This window comes from Gordonia sp. YY1 (genome assembly GCF_009872315.1).
GTDB classification, from domain to species: domain Bacteria; phylum Actinomycetota; class Actinomycetes; order Mycobacteriales; family Mycobacteriaceae; genus Gordonia; species Gordonia amicalis.
This window is the reverse complement of the sequence record NZ_WXYI01000010.1, coordinates 132,365-151,456: the sequence shown is the minus strand read 5'-3', so window position 1 is coordinate 151,456 and position 19,092 is coordinate 132,365. Positions and strand designations below refer to the sequence as shown.

Sequence of the window (19,092 nt, the reverse complement as noted above, 5' to 3'; positions counted from 1 at the left end):
TCGCAAGTGAACGAACAATCCCCACCGGGGCATCATGACACGATCCGGCGGTGGGCATCGGGTGAGATCTCGACCGAAACGTAAGTGGGCCACGACGAGTCAGAGATCACAGCTCTCGAAGCGCGCGACCGGCCGACAGTGGTTAGAGTTGGCGCGTCGGGGAAAGGCACCAGGTTTCGAACAATCCGCCGTGGAAATGTTTCACAGACATTTCCACGGTTGATCACTCGATCCCTCGGTCTTGCTCCGCCATCGCCGGAAGGAGCAGGTCTCGTGCCATTCAACGAATATGTCCGCACCGCGGTCCGCTATTGGTGGGCCGTCGTGGCGAGCGTTCTCGTCGGCGGACTGGTCGGATTCGGCTACGGCATGTACTTCACGTCCGTCGACTACGTGTCGACGGCCCGCCTCTTCGTCACCGCCGAGGGCGGCACCTCGGTGGGCGAGTCGTACCAGAACAACCTCTTCGCCGAGGGGCGCGTCAACTCGTATGCCCAGATCGCGACCAGTGAGCAGGTGGCCACCCGCGCCTCCCAGGCGCTGGAGGGGGCCATCGGCCCCGCTGACCTGCAATCGCAGACGACGGCGCTACCCGTCGAGGACACCGTCATCCTCACCATCTCGGTATCGGGACCGAGTCCGCAACGGGCCCAGTCGTATGCGTCCGCCGTCGCCCAGCAGACCGTCGAGGTCGTGCAGGAACTCGAGACGTCACGACGCGGCGGGACCTCGGCGGCCTCCGCGGTCCTCTACGACGAACCGGGTCTGCCGGCACCCGCCGGGGCGCCCTGGATGCTCTGGACCGGGATCGGTGTCGGCGCCGGACTCGTCGTCGGTGTCGTGGTCGCGCTGCTGCTCGGGTGGCGGCGTCGCGGAACCGTCGTCGACGAGGCCACCGCCGTCGATTCGACCCACCATCCCGTACTCGCGGTGCTGTCGCCCCACCCGGTGTCAGTCGAGGCGATCGGTGGCGGCGAGTCCGTCGATCCCGACGCGGATGCCCTTCGCGGACTGCACAATCTGATCCGCTTCCTCGGTGGACGGCGCAACGAGCAGGACCGGGCACCGCGGGTGATCGGATTCACCGGCGTCGGGCCTGAGGCCCGGGCAGCCGACATCGCCGCCCGCTTCGCCTCGACCGTGGCCGCCACGGGGAACACCGTCCTGCTCGTCGACGGCGACCTGTCCGGCGGTGGCCTGACCGCGGGTGTCGAGATCTCCGCGGATCACGGACTGTCCACCGTGCTGACCGGGAGTGCCGGCAGCGTCGACCCGTACGTCCGCCACGGTGCGCTCACCATCCTCCCCGCCGGCCCGGTGCCGCCGGAATCCGGTGCCCTCGTGAGCAGTCCGGTCATGGGATCGGTGCTCGACGAACAGCGCGAGCGCTTCGACTACATCGTCATCGCCTGCCCGCCCATGAGGCCGGAGAAGCCGGGATCGACCCAGCGGGGTACGTCGTCGGATTCGATCGTGTACTCGGCTCTTGCCGACGCGATGGTCGTGGTGGTGCGAAGCGGCACGGCGACCCGAAAGGCGCTGAGCGACAGTGTCGCCGCCATCGAGCTCGTCGGATCGGTGATCGGTACGGTACTCGTCGGCGGCAAGCGGGGGCCGATGTCGTCGCCGGATTCGTCCGTCACGGAGTCCGGTGCCGACGAGCAACCGGTCGACGACGCGGTGTACGCCGACGATACTGTCCCCGACGAGAACATCGAGTCCGCTCCGGACAGCGCGACCGGGACGATCCGCGCCACGATCGGCCACTCCTCACCCAACGGTTCCGGCCCGGCCGCGGCGGCCGGTGTCCCGTCGGACGGGCGGGGTCGTTGACGCGGGCGTCGACCCGCGGGCGGTTCGCCGCCTCCCTGATGGCGACGGTGCTCGTGATGAGTGGCTGTGGCACAACAGTGTTCACCGATGGGCCCGAATCGGACCCGGCGGTCCCGCTCGTTCTCCAGCCACCGCCCGACCTGGTCACTCCCTACCCGGAACCGGTCGTCCGGGGTGCCGCCGACACCGGGCGACCCGGAGCGGTGCTCGAGGTCGAGGACCCGCCCCGCGGACCGATTCCGGTGATCACCGAACTCGGTGCGATCGTCAAACGGGTCGAGTACCGGTCGACGTCGGGTCTCGACCGGTCGCCGACGGTGGTCTCGGGGATCGTCGTGACCCCGAAGGGCGAACCGCCGCCCGGTGGCTGGACGACGATCGCCTTCGGGCACGGCACCACCGGTGTCCTCGACGACTGCGGTCCTTCGGAGTACGTCAACCTGATCGGCAGCGACGAGATCATCGCAGCACTGGTGCTCAACGGTTTCGCCGTCGCGATGAGCGACTACGAGGGCCTCGGCATGCGGGACGTCGATCACCCGTTCCTCGACGCGCGCACCTACGGCTACAACATGATCGACGCGGTGCGTGCCGCCCGTGCGGTCTTCCCCGGGCTGGGCGACACCTGGATCTCCTACGGCGTCTCGCTCGGTGGGATGGCGTCGTGGGCGGCGGGCGAACTCGCACCGACCTACGGCGGGGGACTCGACCTCCTGGGCACCGTGGCCCTGGTGCCGGTGTCGGACATGACCGGACTGGTCGAACGAGCCGAGAAGGGCACGCTCACCGCCGATCAGGTCCCGATGATGGCCTACCTGATCGATTCGCTCGCACGCGTGCTGCCCGACGAGTTCGACCGCGACGACTACCGCTCGGAGTTCCTGCGGAAGAACTGGTCCGAGGTACTCCGCTGCATCCCGATCGACGTCCAGCAGACCCAGCGGGTGCTGAACTCCATCGGCGTCGAGGATGTCGCACCGCACACCCCGGAGGCGGCGGCACGACTCCGCGACCACCTCGCCGCCACATCGCTCCCGGTGGGCAGGGCCACTGCGCCGATGCTCATCATGTACGGCACCGAGGACCCACTCATCGCCGCTCCGTGGACCGAGCGGGCGATCCGCCGGTCCTGCGCCGCCGGGTCGCCCATCCAGGCCATGCGCCGGATCGGGGAGACCCATGCCCAGCTCGACTCCGGACAATCGGTGGCCTGGATGAAGTCCCTGGAGTCCGGGTGGAAGCCGCCGCAGAACTGCGGGGACCGCCCATGAGGTCACCGTCGACCCGCCGACCGGCGGACTATCTGGCGATCGTGCGCCGCAACCTCGTCGTGCTCGTGGCGACGGTGATCGCGGCCGCTGCCGTCGGCGTCGGTGCGTACGCCCTGATGCCGAAAACCTATGAGGCGCACTCGAGCGCACTGATCATCGCGCCGGGGCCGGCCAGCGTCGGCGCCGAACGCGCCAGCGACCTCGCCGGTCAGCTGCGGTCGGCATCGTATGTGCAGCTCGCGGTGTCGGACCAGGTGCTGTCGCGGGTGGCCCGTGCGGACGACGCCGGGCTGCTCGGTGACGCCGTCACCCCGGACGGTCTCCGCGAGCGGCTGACCGTCGGCTCGCCTCTCGACAGTGCCGTCCTCGACGTCGTGGCCACCGGCCCGACGGCGGAGGCCGCCGCCCACCTCGCGAATTCGGTGGTCGACGTCCTCCGGGTGCTGGTGACCGAACTCGAGTGGAGCGACGGCCCGGTCGCGGGACCGCTGCACGAGATCGACGTGATCGACGTCGCCTCGGTGCCGGATGCACCTGTGCTGCCCGAGTTCTGGGGCACGATCACGACCGCTGTGCTCCTCGGCCTGCTAATGGGTCTGGTGCTCGTGATCGGCGTGGAGGTCGCGCGCGACCGGGTCGTGGATCCGCGGGAGGCGCGGGTCCCGCGTACGTCAGACGCCGCACATCGGGGTGCGCCTATCGTGGGCGCGATCGGAGGGGGAGCGTGATGGGGAGACGATCGAGCGGGCGCATCAGGATGACGTCGGTGCTGGTGGCCGCGGTGATTGCCGTCGCCGGCTGTTCATCCGACGCCGACGAACAGGCCACTCCGACGACCGGTGCGGGAGGCGTCGAGTATCGCGTCAACACCGACGGAGCTGGACCCGGCGCGTTGCGGGCAGCCGAGACGATGCCGTTGCTCGACCGCCGGGTGCGGGCGAATTCGCAACTGGCGCTGCGCGTCAAGTACGTGTCGACCGACGGCCGGACCGGCGAGGAGACCGAGACGTGGGGAGCGTTCTTCGCTCCCAAGGGTCCGGCGCCGGAAGGCGGCCGGCCGGTCATCGTCCTGCCGCACGGCACGAGCGGTGTACTCGGCGAATGCGGTGTCACGCTCAAGTCCGATCTGGGTGACCTGGCGGTCACCGCCGCGAGCTGGCTCCAGCTGGGCTACGTCGTCGTCGTCCCGGATTACCAGGGCCTCGGCGATCCGGACGAGCAGCGTCCGACCCATCCGTACCTCGATGCGCGCACCTCCGGCCGTAACGTGATCGATGCGGTCCGGGCGGCCCGATATCTCGTGCCGGAGACCGGGACCCGGTGGGGAGCCCTGGGTGGCTCACAGGGCGGGCAGGCGGCGTGGGCCGCCAACGCGCTGGCCGAGACGTACGGAAGTGAACTCGATCTCGTGGGTGTCGCCGCGCTGTCGCCGGCTGCCGACGTCTCCGGGCTCGCCGACCTCGCGGCCTCCGGCGCCATGACCGTCGAACAGTACGGGCTGTACAACTGGCTGCTGCTGGCACTGAACGCCGAGAACTCGGAGCTGGACCTGCGCCGGTTCGTCGGGCCCGAGGTCGTCGCGTCCTGGGATGAGTTGTCGCAGTGTTCGGCGTCCCGTGGGGCACAGCGAGCCGAGGTGCTCGAGTCGCTGAGCGCCGACGAATTCCGACCGACATCGCCCGAGGCCGTGACCGAGCTGCGGGAACTGTTGCGCGAACGCGCTGTTCCCGACCTGCCCGCAGCGGCGCCGACCATCGTGATCTACGGCGGCAAGGACGAACTGATCCGGTCGGAGTGGACCGCGGCGGCCGTGCGGCGCAGTTGCGCACGCGGCGACATCGTCCACACCCAGTTCCAACCCGCGGCCGACCACGGCGGCATCGACGGCCGCCAGGTGGTGGGCTGGCTGACCGCCCGATTCGACGACGAACCGAGCTACAACCGATGCGCAGAGATCGAGAGAGCCGGATGACCGAGAACCTGGAACGGCGGGGAATCCCCGCCGTTGATGTCCCCGCAACCGAGAAGACACCGAACGCCGGTCGGATCCGCGGGAGGCGCGGGTCCCGCGTACGTCAGACGCCGCACATCGGGGTGCGCCTATCGTGGGCGCGATCGGAGGGGGAGCGTGATGGGGAGACGATCGAGCGGGCGCATCAGGATGACGTCGGTGCTGGTGGCCGCGGTGATTGCCGTCGCCGGCTGTTCATCCGACGCCGACGAACAGGCCACTCCGACGACCGGTGCGGGAGGCGTCGAGTATCGCGTCAACACCGACGGAGCTGGACCCGGCGCGTTGCGGGCAGCCGAGACGATGCCGTTGCTCGACCGCCGGGTGCGGGCGAATTCGCAACTGGCGCTGCGCGTCAAGTACGTGTCGACCGACGGCCGGACCGGCGAGGAGACCGAGACGTGGGGAGCGTTCTTCGCTCCCAAGGGTCCGGCGCCGGAAGGCGGCCGGCCGGTCATCGTCCTGCCGCACGGCACGAGCGGTGTACTCGGCGAATGCGGTGTCACGCTCAAGTCCGATCTGGGTGACCTGGCGGTCACCGCCGCGAGCTGGCTCCAGCTGGGCTACGTCGTCGTCGTCCCGGATTACCAGGGCCTCGGCGATCCGGACGAGCAGCGTCCGACCCATCCGTACCTCGATGCGCGCACCTCCGGCCGTAACGTGATCGATGCGGTCCGGGCGGCCCGATATCTCGTGCCGGAGACCGGGACCCGGTGGGGAGCCCTGGGTGGCTCACAGGGCGGGCAGGCGGCGTGGGCCGCCAACGCGCTGGCCGAGACGTACGGAAGTGAACTCGATCTCGTGGGTGTCGCCGCGCTGTCGCCGGCTGCCGACGTCTCCGGGCTCGCCGACCTCGCGGCCTCCGGCGCCATGACCGTCGAACAGTACGGGCTGTACAACTGGCTGCTGCTGGCACTGAACGCCGAGAACTCGGAGCTGGACCTGCGCCGGTTCGTCGGGCCCGAGGTCGTCGCGTCCTGGGATGAGTTGTCGCAGTGTTCGGCGTCCCGTGGGGCACAGCGAGCCGAGGTGCTCGAGTCGCTGAGCGCCGACGAATTCCGACCGACATCGCCCGAGGCCGTGACCGAGCTGCGGGAACTGTTGCGCGAACGCGCTGTTCCCGACCTGCCCGCAGCGGCGCCGACCATCGTGATCTACGGCGGCAAGGACGAACTGATCCGGTCGGAGTGGACCGCGGCGGCCGTGCGGCGCAGTTGCGCACGCGGCGACATCGTCCACACCCAGTTCCAACCCGCGGCCGACCACGGCGGCATCGACGGCCGCCAGGTGGTGGGCTGGCTGACCGCCCGATTCGACGACGAACCGAGCTACAACCGATGCGCAGAGATCGAGAGAGCCGGATGACCGAGAACCTGGAACGGCGGGGAATCCCCGCCGTTGATGTCCCCGCAACCGAGAAGACACCGAACGCCGGTCGGATCCGTGGCCTCGACGGCCCGCGGGGAATCGCGTGCTGGGCGGTGTTGATCGTCCATGTCGCCGTGCAGAATTCGCCGGACACGATGGCCAGTGGCGGACTCCAGCTGCTGGGTCAGGCCCTGATCTTCTTCTTCGCGCTGTCCGGCTTCCTGCTCTACCTCCCGTACGTGAAGGGCCTGGTGAGCGGCCGCGAGTCCCCGCCCGATGTCCGCTCCTACGCGACGCATCGTCTGCTGCGGGTGTTCCCCGCGTACCTGCTGATCTTCCTCATCACCAACTACGTTCTCCAGGCTTGCTTCGTCGTGAACGAGTTCGTCGTGAGTGAGACCGGCAAGGACACCGGGACGGGCATGATCACCGACCCGGTGATGCTCCTGACCAACCTGACCCTGACGCAGACCTACTTCCCGCAGTACCTGCAGACAGGCATCAGCCCATCGTGGTCGCTGACACTGGAATTCGGCTTCTACCTGTCGTTGCCGCTGTTCGGGATGGCCATGTGGTGGCTACGGCGGCGGTTCGGAACGCATGCCGCGATCCTCGTGGTGACACCACCGGTGATCCTGATCGTGGTCGGGACGATCGGCAAGATGGTCGCGAGCCGGGTCGCCGAGGCCCGGGGCATCACCGCGGTGACCGAGCAGAACTGGGGACCCAACGCCGTCGCCGTGATCCTGCGGAGCTTCTTCGCAGCCGCCGACAACTTCGCGTTCGGCATGCTCGCCGTCGCGGCGTTCGTCGCGGTCGGCACCGGCCACATCTCGGTTCGGGGCGCCCGGCGTCTGCGTATCGCGTCGGCGGTGGCGCTCGTACCGTCGATGCTGATCATGCTGGTGCTGATCGCGGCCGGCTCGTCGTATCAGTCGACCTTCACAGCGCTGTCCTCGGCGCTGCTCATCCTGATCATCGTGCTGCCGCTCGCCGCGGGACAGGAGGGCAGGCTCGCCACCGCGCTCGACTGGAAGCCGCTCGACTACAGCGGACGGATCTCGCTGAGCATCTACCTCTGGCATTTCCCGCTGATGATCGTGATCGGCAGACTCGGACTGCTGCAGGGTGATTCGGTGACGGGTCTCATCGTCAACGTCCTGCTCGTCGGATCGGTCAGCCTCGTGTTCGCGAGCATCACCTATCGATACATCGAGCAGCCCGCCATGGTGGTGGCCAGGAGGATGCGTCGGCGATGACCGGCTTCGTCCGCCGGCATCCCCTCCTCATCGCGGCACCGCTCGCGCTGGTGACGCACACGATCATGCTGGTCATGGTGATCTCGGGTGTCCGTCTCGTCAACGTAGTCCGGGACCCCGCGGACGGCCCGGTGCCGTTCGCGATCGTCGAGGGCCCCGGGAAGGTGGTGTCGGCCGAATACACCGGCTCGCTGCCGATCTCGGCACGTCTCGACGACGCCCGCGCGATCCGGGTGACCTATTGGTCCACGGATGCGAACTCGGGAGAACCCACCGTCGTCAGTGGACTGGTGGTCACCGGTCCGGAACCCGACGCCGGTCAGACGAGGCCGGTCGTGGCGTTCGCGCACGGCACCACCGGCATCGACGAGCCGTGCGCACCCTCCGTCGCCGCCGGGATGTACGGTCTCGGCGAACTCGCACACGGGCTCGTCAAGGCGGGTTTCGTGGTGGCACTGCCCGATTACCAGGGCCTCGGGAGTCCGGGAGTGCACCCGTATCTCGACGCCCGGACCGCGGGTATGAACGTGATCGATTCCGTCCGGGCGCTGCGGGCGGTGGTGCCCTACGCCTCCGAGGAGTGGGTCGCCTACGGCGGATCCCAGGGTGGCGGAGCCGTTCTGGCCGCCGCGATGGCGGCACCCGAGTACGGCCGAGGTCTGACGATGCTCGGTGCGGCCGCGATGGTCCCGGCCGCGGACATCGCCGATGTGGTCGAGAAGTCCCGGAACGGCACGATCACCGGTGACCAGCAGCTCATGCTGCAGTGGATCGTCGAGGCGTGGTCACGTCGCGACCCGGCGGTACGGCTCGACGACTACCGGCGAGGGGCGGCGGTGGCGACGTGGGACACGTTGTCCGCCTGTACGGGACCGGCAGTCGCCGGCCGGGCGCAGGCGGCCGAGTCGCTGGCGCCGCGCGACATCGGACCCGGCACGCCGGAGTCCGCGTACAGGTTGTCGGAGGTCCTCGCCGGATATGCCGTACCGGTGGCCCCGACACCGGTGCCGATGTACGTCCTCTACGGCGGCCGCGACACCTTCATCGATGCGGAGTGGACTGCGAGGTTCGTCGAACGCGCCTGTGCCGCCGGCAACTCGGTGACCGTCGACTACCAAGCCGACCGCGGGCACCCAGATGTGGACGCGGCCGCACTGCTGCCGTGGATCTCGGCCCGCTTCGCCGGGGAACCGGCATCGTCGACCTGCGCGGAGAGGTGAACGCCATGCACGAACCCACGACGGGTCAGTCGATCTCGGAGTCCGACGTGCGAATCCACGGGGACGCGCCGGCCAGGGCCCAGCGGATCATCCGCACGAAAGACGCGGTGAAACGTCTACTCGCCGCGGGGACCGCCGTCGAACCGGCCGATCGTTACTCGGTGGTCGCGGTTCTCGGGCAGTCGAATGCGCATGGTGCCGGAATGGCCGGGGTCGATGCGCTTCCCACCCAGCCGGATCGTCGGGTCCACCAGTGGCCGGGATGCGGCCGGCGGCGCGGGCGGATACTGCAGGCCGAGGACCCGCTGCTCCACGAGATCCCCGGTGCCGGGGCCGGATTCGCGACGACGTTCGGTTCCCTGCTGGCCGACCACACCGGTGAGGCAGTGCTGCTGGTCCCGTCGGCTCGCGGCGACACGTCGTTCCATCAGAAGAACGGGTACAGCTGGGACCCGGCGAACCGGTCCGTGCGCGTCAATCTGTACGACCTCGCCGTCCGGCAGATCGGCAACGCTCTCACCGCCGCGGGCGCCGGTTCACGACTCGCGGCGATCCTCTGGCATCAGGGCGAGAGCGATGTCCCGCTGACGCCACCCGACGTCTATCAGGACCGGCTCGACACGTTGATCCGCGGTCTCCGTGACCATTTCGGGGTGGTGCCGTTCATCCTCGGCCAGATGGTGCCCGAGGAGATCGCCACGGGACATCCGCGGTACCCGGGTATCGCGGATGTCCACGCGACCACACCCGACCGGCACGCGGCATGTGCCCACGTACCGGGGCCGGAGGGCATGCACAACCCGGGGGAGACCATCCATTACAGCGCTGCCGGACAGCGCGAGCTGGGACGCGCGATGTTCGAGGCCTATCGGGATCTTGCCGGCCCTTCCCGCAACGAGTGATCGCCACTTCGGTCTCCGAATCGCGGGGTGGAGAACGCAATTCCGGGCCGAAGTGGCGACCGTTCCGGGCGGCGGGTGCCCGGGGCTCAGTACGCTCCGTCCTTCGCGACGACTGCTCGTGCGGTGCGCCACAAGATGGTCAGGTCCTGCATGATGGTCCAGTTCTCCACATAGGAGAGGTCCAGCCGGACCGACTCCTCCCACGACAGGTCCGAGCGCCCGGACACCTGCCACAGTCCCGTCATCCCGGGTTTGACGAGCATCCGCCGTGCGACGCGACCGTCGTACTTCGCGACCTCGTCGGGCAACGGCGGACGCGGACCCACGAGGCTCATCTGGCCCGTGAGAACGTTGAACAACTGGGGGAGTTCGTCGAGGCTGAAGGCGCGGATCACCCTGCCGACCCGGGTGACCCGCGGATCGTCGCGGACCTTGAACAGCAGGCCCGCGCCGTCGTCACGGTCGCCGAGCCGGTCCCTCATGCGGTCGGCGCCGGCGATCATGGACCGGAACTTCCACATGCGGAAGTTCCTGTTGCCCAGCCCGACCCGGTCGGCCCGATAGAAGACCGGGAAGCCGGAGTCGACGACCACCGCGACCGCAACCGCCAGGAACACGGGTGCCAGTGCCAGCAGGAGAACCGCTGCGCCACAGCGATCGAGAGCGGCCTTGCGGAACCGAGTGGCCGATTCGTAACGCGGGTGATCGATGTGCAGCAGTGGCAGCCCGGCGACCGGACGCACCATCATCCGGGGACCGGTCACATCCGTGACACCTGGTGCGACCACCATGTCGACGTCGAGTCCGTGCAGATTCCACGACAGGTCCTGCATCGCCTGATGCCCCAGGGCGTCAGCCGAGGTGACCGCAACGGTGGTCGCCCCCGACGCCCCGACGGCGGCGAGGACGTCGTCGAAATCTCCGAGGACCGGGATCGCCACCCCGTCGACGTCGATGTCGGTGTCCGTACCACGATGCCCGGGCGGTAGGCACGCGCCGACGACCTGGTATCCCAGTGGGGCGGCGGCCGCCAGTCGCCGGACGGTCGGCCGCACCGACTCCACACCGCCGACCATCAGTACCGACTCACGGTGCCGCCCGGAGACCCGTGCCCGTGCGAGGAGACGGCGGAAGATGTTCCGGCTCAGCAACAGTCCGATGGTTCCCATCGGCAGGGCCAGCGCCAGGTAACCGCGGGCGATGTTCAGTCCGCCCAGGAGATCGACGATCGCCAGTCCGCCGAACACCGCGAAGCATGCGGTGACGACGCGGCTGTACTCCTGCGGACCGGATCCCAGGATCCGGCGGTCGTAGGTCTGGAAGGCGGCGATCGCGACCATCCAGACGGCGACCAGGACCGCGGACACCAGGATCGACGGGAGGTGGACCGCCGCGGCCGAGTGGAGGGCACCGCTGGGACCGAACCGGAGTCGTTGCGCCAGTGCCACCGACGCGACCACCACGACCAGATCGGTGTACCGGAGGGCTCTCGTGTACCTCGGGACCCAGGACCGTGAGCGGAACTGCCGGCGACGCACCGACATCAGGCGTCGGGCTCCGCCGGGGAATCCGGAACCGGGATCTCCCGGGACCGTGTCGCGGGCCGAGGTCATGCGATTGCCGCTCGCCGGGGTTGGTCCGCGCCGAGGAGGGCGAGGTCGTGCCGGACCATGGCCTCGACCACCTCGGTGAATCCGGTCCTGGGCCGCCAGCCGAACTCATCGCGGATCCTGCGTGGATCGCCCACCAGATCGACGCCGTCCGCCGGCCGGACGAACGACGGATCGGTCGTCACGAGGTGTTCCCACTCCGGAATCCCGGCCACCTCGAAGGCGGTGGCGACGAACTCACCGACACTGTGGGATTCGCCGGTCGCCACCACGTAGTCGTCGTTGGCCCGGTTCACGGCGAGGGTGATCATCGCGGACACATGATCGCCCGCCCACCCCCAGTCCCGGCGTGCATCGAGGTTGCCCAGGACGAGTGGTTCGGTGCTGCCGACCGCGATCGCCGCGACTCCGGCGGTGATCTTCCGGGTCACGAAACGAGTGGAACGCAGCGGGGACTCGTGTGGATAGAGGATGGCGTTGGCGACCTGCAATCCCTTCGACCTCGCCACCCCGGCCATGGTGTGGCCGTACGCTTTCGCCGCCCCGTAGGGAGACGCCGGCGCGATCGGCGTGGTCTCGTCCTGGGGCGTGATCGTGGATCCCGCGAAGATCTCGGCGCTGGAGGCGTTGACGACATGGACACGGTGTCCGAGGTCGGTGAGTGCGGACGCCGCCTCGAGGATCGCGACGGTCGACATCGCGGTCACCCGGGCGGTCGTCAGCGGATCGTGCCAGCTCTCCGACACCGAGGACACGGCGCCGAGGTGGAAGATGTGGTCGGGTGCGTGGTCGGTGATCACGCGGCGCGTCGATTCCGGGTCGGCGAGGTCGACCGGACTCATTACCACATTGCCACCGGACGAGCGACCCACCGCTCGGCCCGGTCGTACGACGGCGACGACATCCCAACCCAGCGTGACCAATTCCTCGATCAGCAGGTGCCCGTCCTGCCCGTTCGCGCCGGTGACAAGGGCACGTGGCGGGGTCATGCGACCTTGCCGGCCAGCTTCTTCGACTCGGTGTCGAGATCGGCCTCGACCATCATCGTGATCAGCTCGGCGAAACCGACCTCGGGCTTCCAGCCGAGGAGCTCACGTGCCTTGGTGCTGTCGCCGATGAGGAGATCGACCTCGGCGGGACGGAAGAAGCGGGGATCGATGCGGACCAGATGATCCCACCGGTCGATGCCCACGACCCCGAACGCGACGTCGAGCAACTCCCGGATGGAATGGGTCTCGCCGGTCGAGATGACGTAGTCGTCGGCGATGTCCTGCTGGAGCATCAACCACATCGCGCGGACGTAGTCACCGGCGAATCCCCAGTCGCGCTGCGCATCGAGGTTCCCGAGGGCGATGGAGTCGTCGATGCCGAGGGCGATGCGGGCGACCGCCTGGGTGACCTTGCGGGTGACGAACTCGGGGCCGCGACGCGGCGACTCGTGGTTGAACAGGATTCCGGAACTTGCGTGCATCCCGTAGGACTCGCGGTAGTTGATCGTCATGTAGTGGCCGAAGACCTTGCTCACGCCGTAGGGCGAGCGCGGCCACAGCAGCGTGGACTCGCGCTGGGGGACCTCCTGCACCTTCCCGAACATCTCGGAGCTGGACGCCTGGTAGTAGCGGATGTCCTTGCCCGTCGTATCCTGATGGAGCCGAACCGCTTCCAGCATGTTCAGTACGCCCGTACCGGTCACATCGCTCGTGAGTCGGGCGTTCTGCCACGAGTAGGCGACGAAGGAGACCGCGCCGAGGTTGTACACCTCATCCGGATTCGCGTAGGTCATGGCCCGCATCAGGCTGGACAGATCGAGCAGATTGCCGCTCACGATGTCGACGTACGGATGTGATTCGGCGAGGCGGGCTGCCTTCGGATTGTTCTGTCCCCGAACGAGTCCCACGACCCGATAACCCTTCGCATGCAGGAGTTCGGCGAGGTAGAGGCCGTCCTGCCCGGTGATACCGGTGATCAACGCAGATTTCATCGACAATTTCTCCCAGCGCGAGGTGAACGACATCGATGTCGTGTCACCGACTTTCGAACACGCACTGATTCCCCGACCAGAGCATGTAAAACCTGCGAACACAGCCGGTTCGGAATCCGCCACCCATATGGGTCCCCGAACTTGGCGGTACTCTCTGCGCCATGACAATACGATCATCCGGGCAATTCCGCCTTTCGAGAACCCACTTCCTCTCCGCCTTTGTGGTGAGCATCTCTCTGGTGCTCGGACTCGTCATCGGCGGGAGCGTGTCGGGTTCGGCGAAAGCGGCTCCCGACACCTCGAGCTGGTTCGGTTCCGGGAGTGCGGCCGGCCCCACCGATGCGGCGGTGCCCGTCACCACGGCCGGATTCGGCTTCGCCGGCGGCGCGGGTCTGCTGTGGCTTAACGATTCCGACCTCGGTCGTGAGCTGGACGCGGTCAAGCGGACCAAGGCGACCTGGCTGCGTGTGACGATCGACTGGAATGCGATCGAGACGACCAGGAACTCCTACAACTGGTCCACCCCCGACCGGATCATCAACGCCGCACGGGCCCGCGGTCTCAAGGTCCTGGCCAATGTGGTGTCGTCGCCGCCGTGGTCGCGTCCGGTGGGGTCCTTCTTCACCGCCCCGCCCACCGAGAACGCCGATCTGGCCGCCTTCCTGAAGAAGTTCATCGCCCGCTACGGCAGCAAGGTCACCAACTACCAGATTTGGAACGAGCCGAACCTGCCCATCTTCTTCGGGTGGACCGTCGACGCCGCGCGATACACCTCCCTGTTGAAGGCCGCCTACAGCGCCATCAAGTCGACGCAGTGGGGCTCCACCGTCATCGCCGCAGGTCTGGCCCGTTCCGGCGGCTGGAACTCGCCGCCGAACTTCGTCACGGCCATGTACAACGCCGGTGCCAAGGGCAGCTTCGACGCCCTTGCGATGCACCCGTACGTGTTCCCCGGCGGCCTGTACGCCAATCCGGAGAACGCCGTCACCGACGTCCCGGCGGTACGCAACCTGATGATCGCGCGCGGCGACGGTGCGAAGAAGATCTGGTTCACCGAGCTCGGCGCTCCGACCGGCACCGCAGCCGACGCCGTCTCGGAATGGGAACAGGCGAAGCAGATCACGGACGTCATGAGCTTCGCCGTCTCCGCCGGATTCGTGGGCCCCACATTCATCTACAGCATCCGTGACAACGGGCCCGACCCGGCTGATCGTGAACAGAACTTCGGTGCCGTCTACAAACACGACTGGACCCCGAAATACGCTGCAGGCGTGCTGGGAGCGGCCTGACCCGCCGCCTGAAGGAGGCACGATCTCGCGCCCGCTCCGCGTTGGCAAGCTCACATACACCGAGCACGCCGCCCGGAGTGGGCGTTTCCACATTACGATTCTTCTCGAGCGGGCATCGGGGTCCGCACGAGTGCGTGCACTCGTAATCAGTCGGGGGAGAAGTGGTTCTGTGGTGCACATGATGGATGCTGGGATCGTCGTGGACAAAGTGCCGAGAGTGGCCATCGCTCACGACTATCTGACTCAGCGGGGCGGGGCGGAACGGGTCGTGTTGTCCCTCAGCAGGGCATTTCCGGATGCCCCGATCTACACGCTGTTGTACGAGCCGGATCAGACCTACGACGAGTTCCGCGGCAAGACGATCATCACCTCACCCGTGAATCGTGTTGCGGCACTGCGGACCGATCACCGCTCCGCGCTGCCCGTGTTGCCGTTCGCCGCGTCGCGGATGCGGATCGACGCCGACGTCGTGGTGGTGAGTTCGAGCGGCTGGGCGCACGGCTTCGACACCACCGGCTACCGGCTCGTCTACTGCTATTCGCCTGCTCGCTGGCTTTACCAGACCGATGTCTACCTCGGCGAATCATCCAGTGCGATCAAGAGACTCGCGATCAGGATGCTCGGCCCCGCACTCCGTCGCTGGGACCGCGCCGCCGCACTGGGCTGTGACCGCTATCTGGCGATATCGAGTGCGGTCCGCGACCGCATCGCGGCGACGTACGGTCTCGATTCCACGGTGGTCTCGGCTCCGGTGATCCCGCCCCCGGCACCGTCCGGGACGGCAGATGCGCCCGCGGGTGTACCGGTACGCCCGTACCACCTGTGTATCTCACGCCTGTTGGCGTACAAGAACGTCGACGCGGTGATCGATGCCTTCCGGGGTACCGACGAGCACCTGGTGGTCGTGGGCCGCGGACCCGAGGCGGACCGCCTGCGCGCGACCGCGCCCGACAACGTGACGATGCTGTGCGACCTGACCGACGCCGAGATGGGGTGGCTGTACGAGCACTGCACCGCCGTGATCGCCGCCAGCTACGAGGACTACGGTCTCACGCCACTCGAGGGCGGTATGCGGGGCAAACCCTGCGCCGTACTGCGCTGGGGCGGCTTCCTCGACACCATCGCGGAGGGCGTGAACGGCGTGTTCTTCGACGCACCCGACCCGATGAGCATCCGGGCCGCCGTCGCCGAGATCGCCACGCGCGACTGGGATGCCGAACAGATCAAGGCACACGTCGCCCATTTCGGCGAGGAGACATTCATCAAGGAGATCAGGAACCTCGTGTCCGAGGCCGTGGTCACGAGGGGAGCGGAGCGCACGTGAGTACCGAGATGACGACACCGCCGGCGGCCGGACCCGCCGGTCCGACCGTCCCGCAGCGCGCGGATTTCCATCCGCGGTACACCTTCACCGAGATCTCGACGATCGCGAAGGCCAGGAACCGGGTCGGAATCCTGCTGTACAACACCATCGTCACCCACCTCCCGTCGCACACCATCCGGCAGGCGTTCCTTCGTGCGTTCGGCGCGAAGATCGGCAAGGACACGTCGATCCTGCGCGGGTGCCAGGTCTTCGACATCGACCAGATCCGCATCGGGGAGGCCTGCTCCATCGGTTTCCGCGTGCTGTTCGACGCGCGGTCGGGCATCTGCATCGGCGACAACGTGGTGATCGCCAGCGACACCCAGATCATCGCCGGTAAACACGACCCGGCGAGTCCGGAGTTCGCGGCCGTCCTCGAACCGGTCCACATCGGCGACTACGCCTGGATCGCCAGCCGCGCCACCATCGTCAGCGGGGTCAGCATCGGCCGAGGCGCCGTGGTCGCCGCCTGCGCGCTCGTCAGCAAGGACGTCGCCGACCTCGACATCGTCGGCGGTGTTCCGGCCACGACGATCTCCCGGCGGCCCGAGTCGGCGTTGCGGTACCGGCCCAAGTACCGGCCGCTCTTCTACTGATGACGGGGCAGTCGACGCCGGGGACGATCGGGCAACCCGGGACGTCCGGGCTGGACGGGCTGGACGGGGCCCGCGTCATCTATGTCGCCGCCGAGCGGAGCGCGGGCGGGGTCGGGGCGTACTCCGAGGTGTTCGCGGACATGCTGCGGCGGCGGCTCACCGACTTCCACGAGGTCCGGCACCCGCGGCCGGGTACCGACACGGTCACCGACCTGCGCGCGCGACGCCGCGAGATCATCGAACTCATCGACGCCGCAGATGGTCGTCCGGTCGTCGTGCACGGTGAGTTCTCCGGCGGATCGGTCGAATCCTTCTGGCCGACTGCCGGACTCGAACGGATTCGACGCGGCGTCCTGGTCAGTGCGACCGTGCACGATCCGCCTGGTCTCGTGTGGTGGCCGGGACGTGTCGCGTTCCTCGAGCGGCGCAGATTCCTCAACCACGCAGTACATTTCCCGCTCCGGCCGCTATCGCGTGCGATCGAGCGGAGAGTGGTCGGAGCCCGGACACTGTTCGCGATGAGCCACGCCGGGGCGCGGTCGTTGCTGCGCGCCTACCCGGACACCACGGTGCGGCATGCACACATGCCCGTCTGGAGCCGCGGTGAGGTCGTTGCCGCACCGGATCGCCCGAAAGCGGTCGGACTGTTCGGGTTGGTCTATCGCGGAAAGGGTTTCGAGCATGTCGAACGGCTTCGGGGTGTCCTTCCCGACGACATCGCGATCCGGATCGCCGGCCGCGGCACCGAAGCCCTACCCGGCCTCGACGGGGTCGAGATCCTCGGCGGGGTCGACGACGCGGATCTTCCCGCGTACTTCTCCTCCGTCCGAGCGCTCGTCGTGCCCTACGGCACGCGGAGCCTCTACGGTGAGGCGTTCCCCGGATCGAGCGTCGTCTCCGACGCGATCGCACACCTCACTCCGGTCGTGTGTACCGGCCACGGTGCGCTCGGCGAGCTCCGGACCGAGGGAGGTGTCCTCGTCGTCGAGGAGGGCGGACGGACGCACGAGGAAACAGTGGACGCGTTGGCCTCGGCCGCGGCGGAACTCGTCACGTCGCGAGATCGGCTGTCCGCGATGGGGGAGGCGCTGAAGGAGATGCGCGAGGTGCGTGAACCCGACGAGGTCGTCAGAACCTACCTCGACACCTGGGCGAGGGCGTTGTGCCGGGCCTGAGCGGCGCCGCCGAGACCGGTGTGGCCGGCACCGATGAGGCGGCGTCGGCGGTCGACAGCCGACGCCACGTCGTCAAGGCGCTCGCGGCCGCCGGCTGGACCTACGGCGGACGAGCGGCCGGTCTCGGCTGGACCGTCGCTCTCACCTTCCACCTCGGCATCGGCGCCTACGGGCAGTACGCGATGGCCTTCGCACTCGGTGCGATCATCGCGGCCCCACTGGACAATCCGTTCGCGGTGCGTGCCATCCGCGAGGCGGAGGATGCCTTCGCAGCCGAGCGCGTGACCCGGGTCCTGTTGGGGCTCGGTCTGATGGTGGTGGGCGCGCTGTGTCTCGGCGCACCGTATCTGGTGTGGTTCGCACTGTCCGTCGCCGGCGGCGAGATCGTGTTCAATGCGGTCAAGAGCCGCGCACTCCGCGACGGCCACCCCGATCGGGTGATGCGATTCGACACCACACGGCAGTTCGTCAGCATCGCACTCGCGATCGGCTATCTGCAGTTCGCGCCGTCGGCCGACCTCGAGACGGCGAGTTTCTGTTATCTCGCACCGTATGTCGTCATCGCCCTCCATGCCGCGACGTTTGCGCCGCGTACCAGACCGGGGGTCCCCGGCTCGGCGCGCCTCATCGCGATCCTGTTCGGTGAGCATCTCGCGAATGCGCTCTACATGCAGGGCGACATCCTGTTGCTGGGGGCGGTGACGGATTCCGATGTCGCTGGATACTTCGCTATCGCCGCCACGGTCGGATGGGCGGCGGGCCAGGTCGGGATGTCGCTTGCCGGGACCTATCACGAGCAGCTGCGTGCGGCCGATGGCGCGGTGGCGGCGGGGCCGCCGGTGAAGCACGTCGTGATCATGGCGGCGGCGACATCGGCGCTCGTGATGGTGTCCGGGTTCGTGATGCTGGCAACCCCGTACTCACATGAGCTCGCCTGGGCGCTGGTGGTGATCTCGCTGTTCGTCGGGTTGCGCGTGATGAACAACGTGCTGACGACGGTGCTCTACGTGCAGCGTCGTGACGTCGTGCGCAGCGCCGCGGCCGCCGTCCTGGTCCCGGTGAAGCTCGGATCGGTCTGCGCGCTGGCGGTTTTCGGTGCGGTCGGGGCGGCGATCGCATCGGTGGTGACCGACGCGATCCTGTTCGCGATCTATGTTCGGTCGGTGCGGCCCGCGAGGCTCGTCACCCGAGAAGAGGAAACCGCATGACAGGGG

Annotated in this window: 16 protein-coding genes; 13 read left to right on the top strand and 3 right to left on the bottom strand. The window is 68.2% G+C overall.

The window, feature by feature from the left end; genetic code table 11:
• Positions 1-273 precede the first annotated feature (273 nt).
• The 8 genes from BPODLACK_RS14765 to BPODLACK_RS14730 all read left to right on the top strand — a co-directional run bounded on the left by BPODLACK_RS14765 (position 274) and on the right by BPODLACK_RS14730 (position 9,864).
• On the top strand, positions 274-1,833 hold the full coding sequence (locus tag BPODLACK_RS14765; protein WP_159405532.1) for a polysaccharide biosynthesis tyrosine autokinase: 1,560 nt from the start codon (positions 274-276) through the stop codon (positions 1,831-1,833).
• Positions 1,834-1,889: 56 nt separating this feature from the next.
• Positions 1,890-3,104 (top strand): lipase family protein, encoded by a 1,215-nt coding sequence (locus BPODLACK_RS14760; protein ID WP_236577683.1) that lies wholly within the window; start codon positions 1,890-1,892, stop codon positions 3,102-3,104.
• The gene (locus BPODLACK_RS14755) at positions 3,101-3,832 is read left to right on the top strand and encodes a hypothetical protein (RefSeq protein ID WP_006435253.1); all 732 of its coding nucleotides are present in this window, start codon (positions 3,101-3,103) and stop codon (positions 3,830-3,832) included. Before BPODLACK_RS14760 ends, BPODLACK_RS14755 begins: the two co-directional genes overlap by 4 nt.
• On the top strand, positions 3,832-5,076 hold the full coding sequence (locus BPODLACK_RS14750) for an alpha/beta fold hydrolase (protein WP_051349608.1): 1,245 nt from the start codon (positions 3,832-3,834) through the stop codon (positions 5,074-5,076). Before BPODLACK_RS14755 ends, BPODLACK_RS14750 begins: the two co-directional genes overlap by 1 nt.
• A gap of 159 nt (positions 5,077-5,235) precedes the next feature.
• Positions 5,236-6,480: an alpha/beta fold hydrolase gene (locus BPODLACK_RS14745; protein WP_051349608.1), complete on the top strand. Its 1,245-nt coding sequence runs from the start codon at positions 5,236-5,238 to the stop codon at positions 6,478-6,480.
• A complete protein-coding gene (locus tag BPODLACK_RS14740; protein ID WP_006435255.1) occupies positions 6,477-7,742 on the top strand; it encodes an acyltransferase family protein in 1,266 nt (421 codons plus the stop codon). The genes BPODLACK_RS14745 and BPODLACK_RS14740 overlap by 4 nt, the downstream gene beginning before the upstream one ends.
• Entirely contained in the window at positions 7,739-8,962 is a 1,224-nt protein-coding gene (locus BPODLACK_RS14735; protein ID WP_024498666.1) for a lipase family protein, read from the top strand. Before BPODLACK_RS14740 ends, BPODLACK_RS14735 begins: the two co-directional genes overlap by 4 nt.
• Before the next feature lie 5 nt (positions 8,963-8,967).
• Entirely contained in the window at positions 8,968-9,864 is an 897-nt protein-coding gene (locus tag BPODLACK_RS14730; protein ID WP_006435257.1) for a sialate O-acetylesterase, read from the top strand.
• A gap of 86 nt (positions 9,865-9,950) precedes the next feature.
• Here BPODLACK_RS14730 and BPODLACK_RS14725 read toward each other — a convergent pair whose 3' ends face one another.
• Genes BPODLACK_RS14725 through BPODLACK_RS14715 form a run of 3 tightly spaced genes read right to left on the bottom strand, consistent with a single transcriptional unit; the run spans position 9,951 to position 13,455 of the window.
• The gene (locus BPODLACK_RS14725) at positions 9,951-11,477 is read right to left on the bottom strand and encodes a sugar transferase (protein ID WP_006435258.1); all 1,527 of its coding nucleotides are present in this window, start codon (positions 11,475-11,477) and stop codon (positions 9,951-9,953) included.
• Complete coding sequence (locus BPODLACK_RS14720) at positions 11,474-12,463, bottom strand: GDP-mannose 4,6-dehydratase (protein ID WP_159405531.1); 990 nt, start codon at positions 12,461-12,463, stop codon at positions 11,474-11,476. Before BPODLACK_RS14720 ends, BPODLACK_RS14725 begins: the two co-directional genes overlap by 4 nt.
• On the bottom strand, positions 12,460-13,455 hold the full coding sequence (locus tag BPODLACK_RS14715) for a GDP-mannose 4,6-dehydratase (protein ID WP_006435260.1): 996 nt from the start codon (positions 13,453-13,455) through the stop codon (positions 12,460-12,462). The genes BPODLACK_RS14720 and BPODLACK_RS14715 overlap by 4 nt, the downstream gene beginning before the upstream one ends.
• A gap of 221 nt (positions 13,456-13,676) precedes the next feature.
• On the opposite strand from BPODLACK_RS14715, the gene BPODLACK_RS14710 reads away from it, so the two are divergent.
• From BPODLACK_RS14710 to BPODLACK_RS14690, 5 genes are all read left to right on the top strand, one after another.
• A complete protein-coding gene (locus tag BPODLACK_RS14710) occupies positions 13,677-14,744 on the top strand; it encodes a cellulase family glycosylhydrolase (protein ID WP_024498663.1) in 1,068 nt (355 codons plus the stop codon).
• Positions 14,745-14,922: 178 nt separating this feature from the next.
• Positions 14,923-16,068, top strand: coding sequence for a glycosyltransferase (locus BPODLACK_RS14705; RefSeq protein ID WP_210737933.1), 1,146 nt, complete (start codon positions 14,923-14,925; stop codon positions 16,066-16,068).
• An 8-nt stretch (positions 16,069-16,076) separates the two neighbouring features.
• A complete protein-coding gene (locus BPODLACK_RS14700) occupies positions 16,077-16,703 on the top strand; it encodes an acyltransferase (RefSeq protein ID WP_024498662.1) in 627 nt (208 codons plus the stop codon).
• Complete coding sequence (locus BPODLACK_RS14695; RefSeq protein WP_006435264.1) at positions 16,703-17,878, top strand: glycosyltransferase; 1,176 nt, start codon at positions 16,703-16,705, stop codon at positions 17,876-17,878. Before BPODLACK_RS14700 ends, BPODLACK_RS14695 begins: the two co-directional genes overlap by 1 nt.
• Positions 17,866-19,086 (top strand): lipopolysaccharide biosynthesis protein, encoded by a 1,221-nt coding sequence (locus BPODLACK_RS14690; RefSeq protein WP_006435265.1) that lies wholly within the window; start codon positions 17,866-17,868, stop codon positions 19,084-19,086. Before BPODLACK_RS14695 ends, BPODLACK_RS14690 begins: the two co-directional genes overlap by 13 nt.
• Positions 19,087-19,092: the final 6 nt, after the last annotated feature.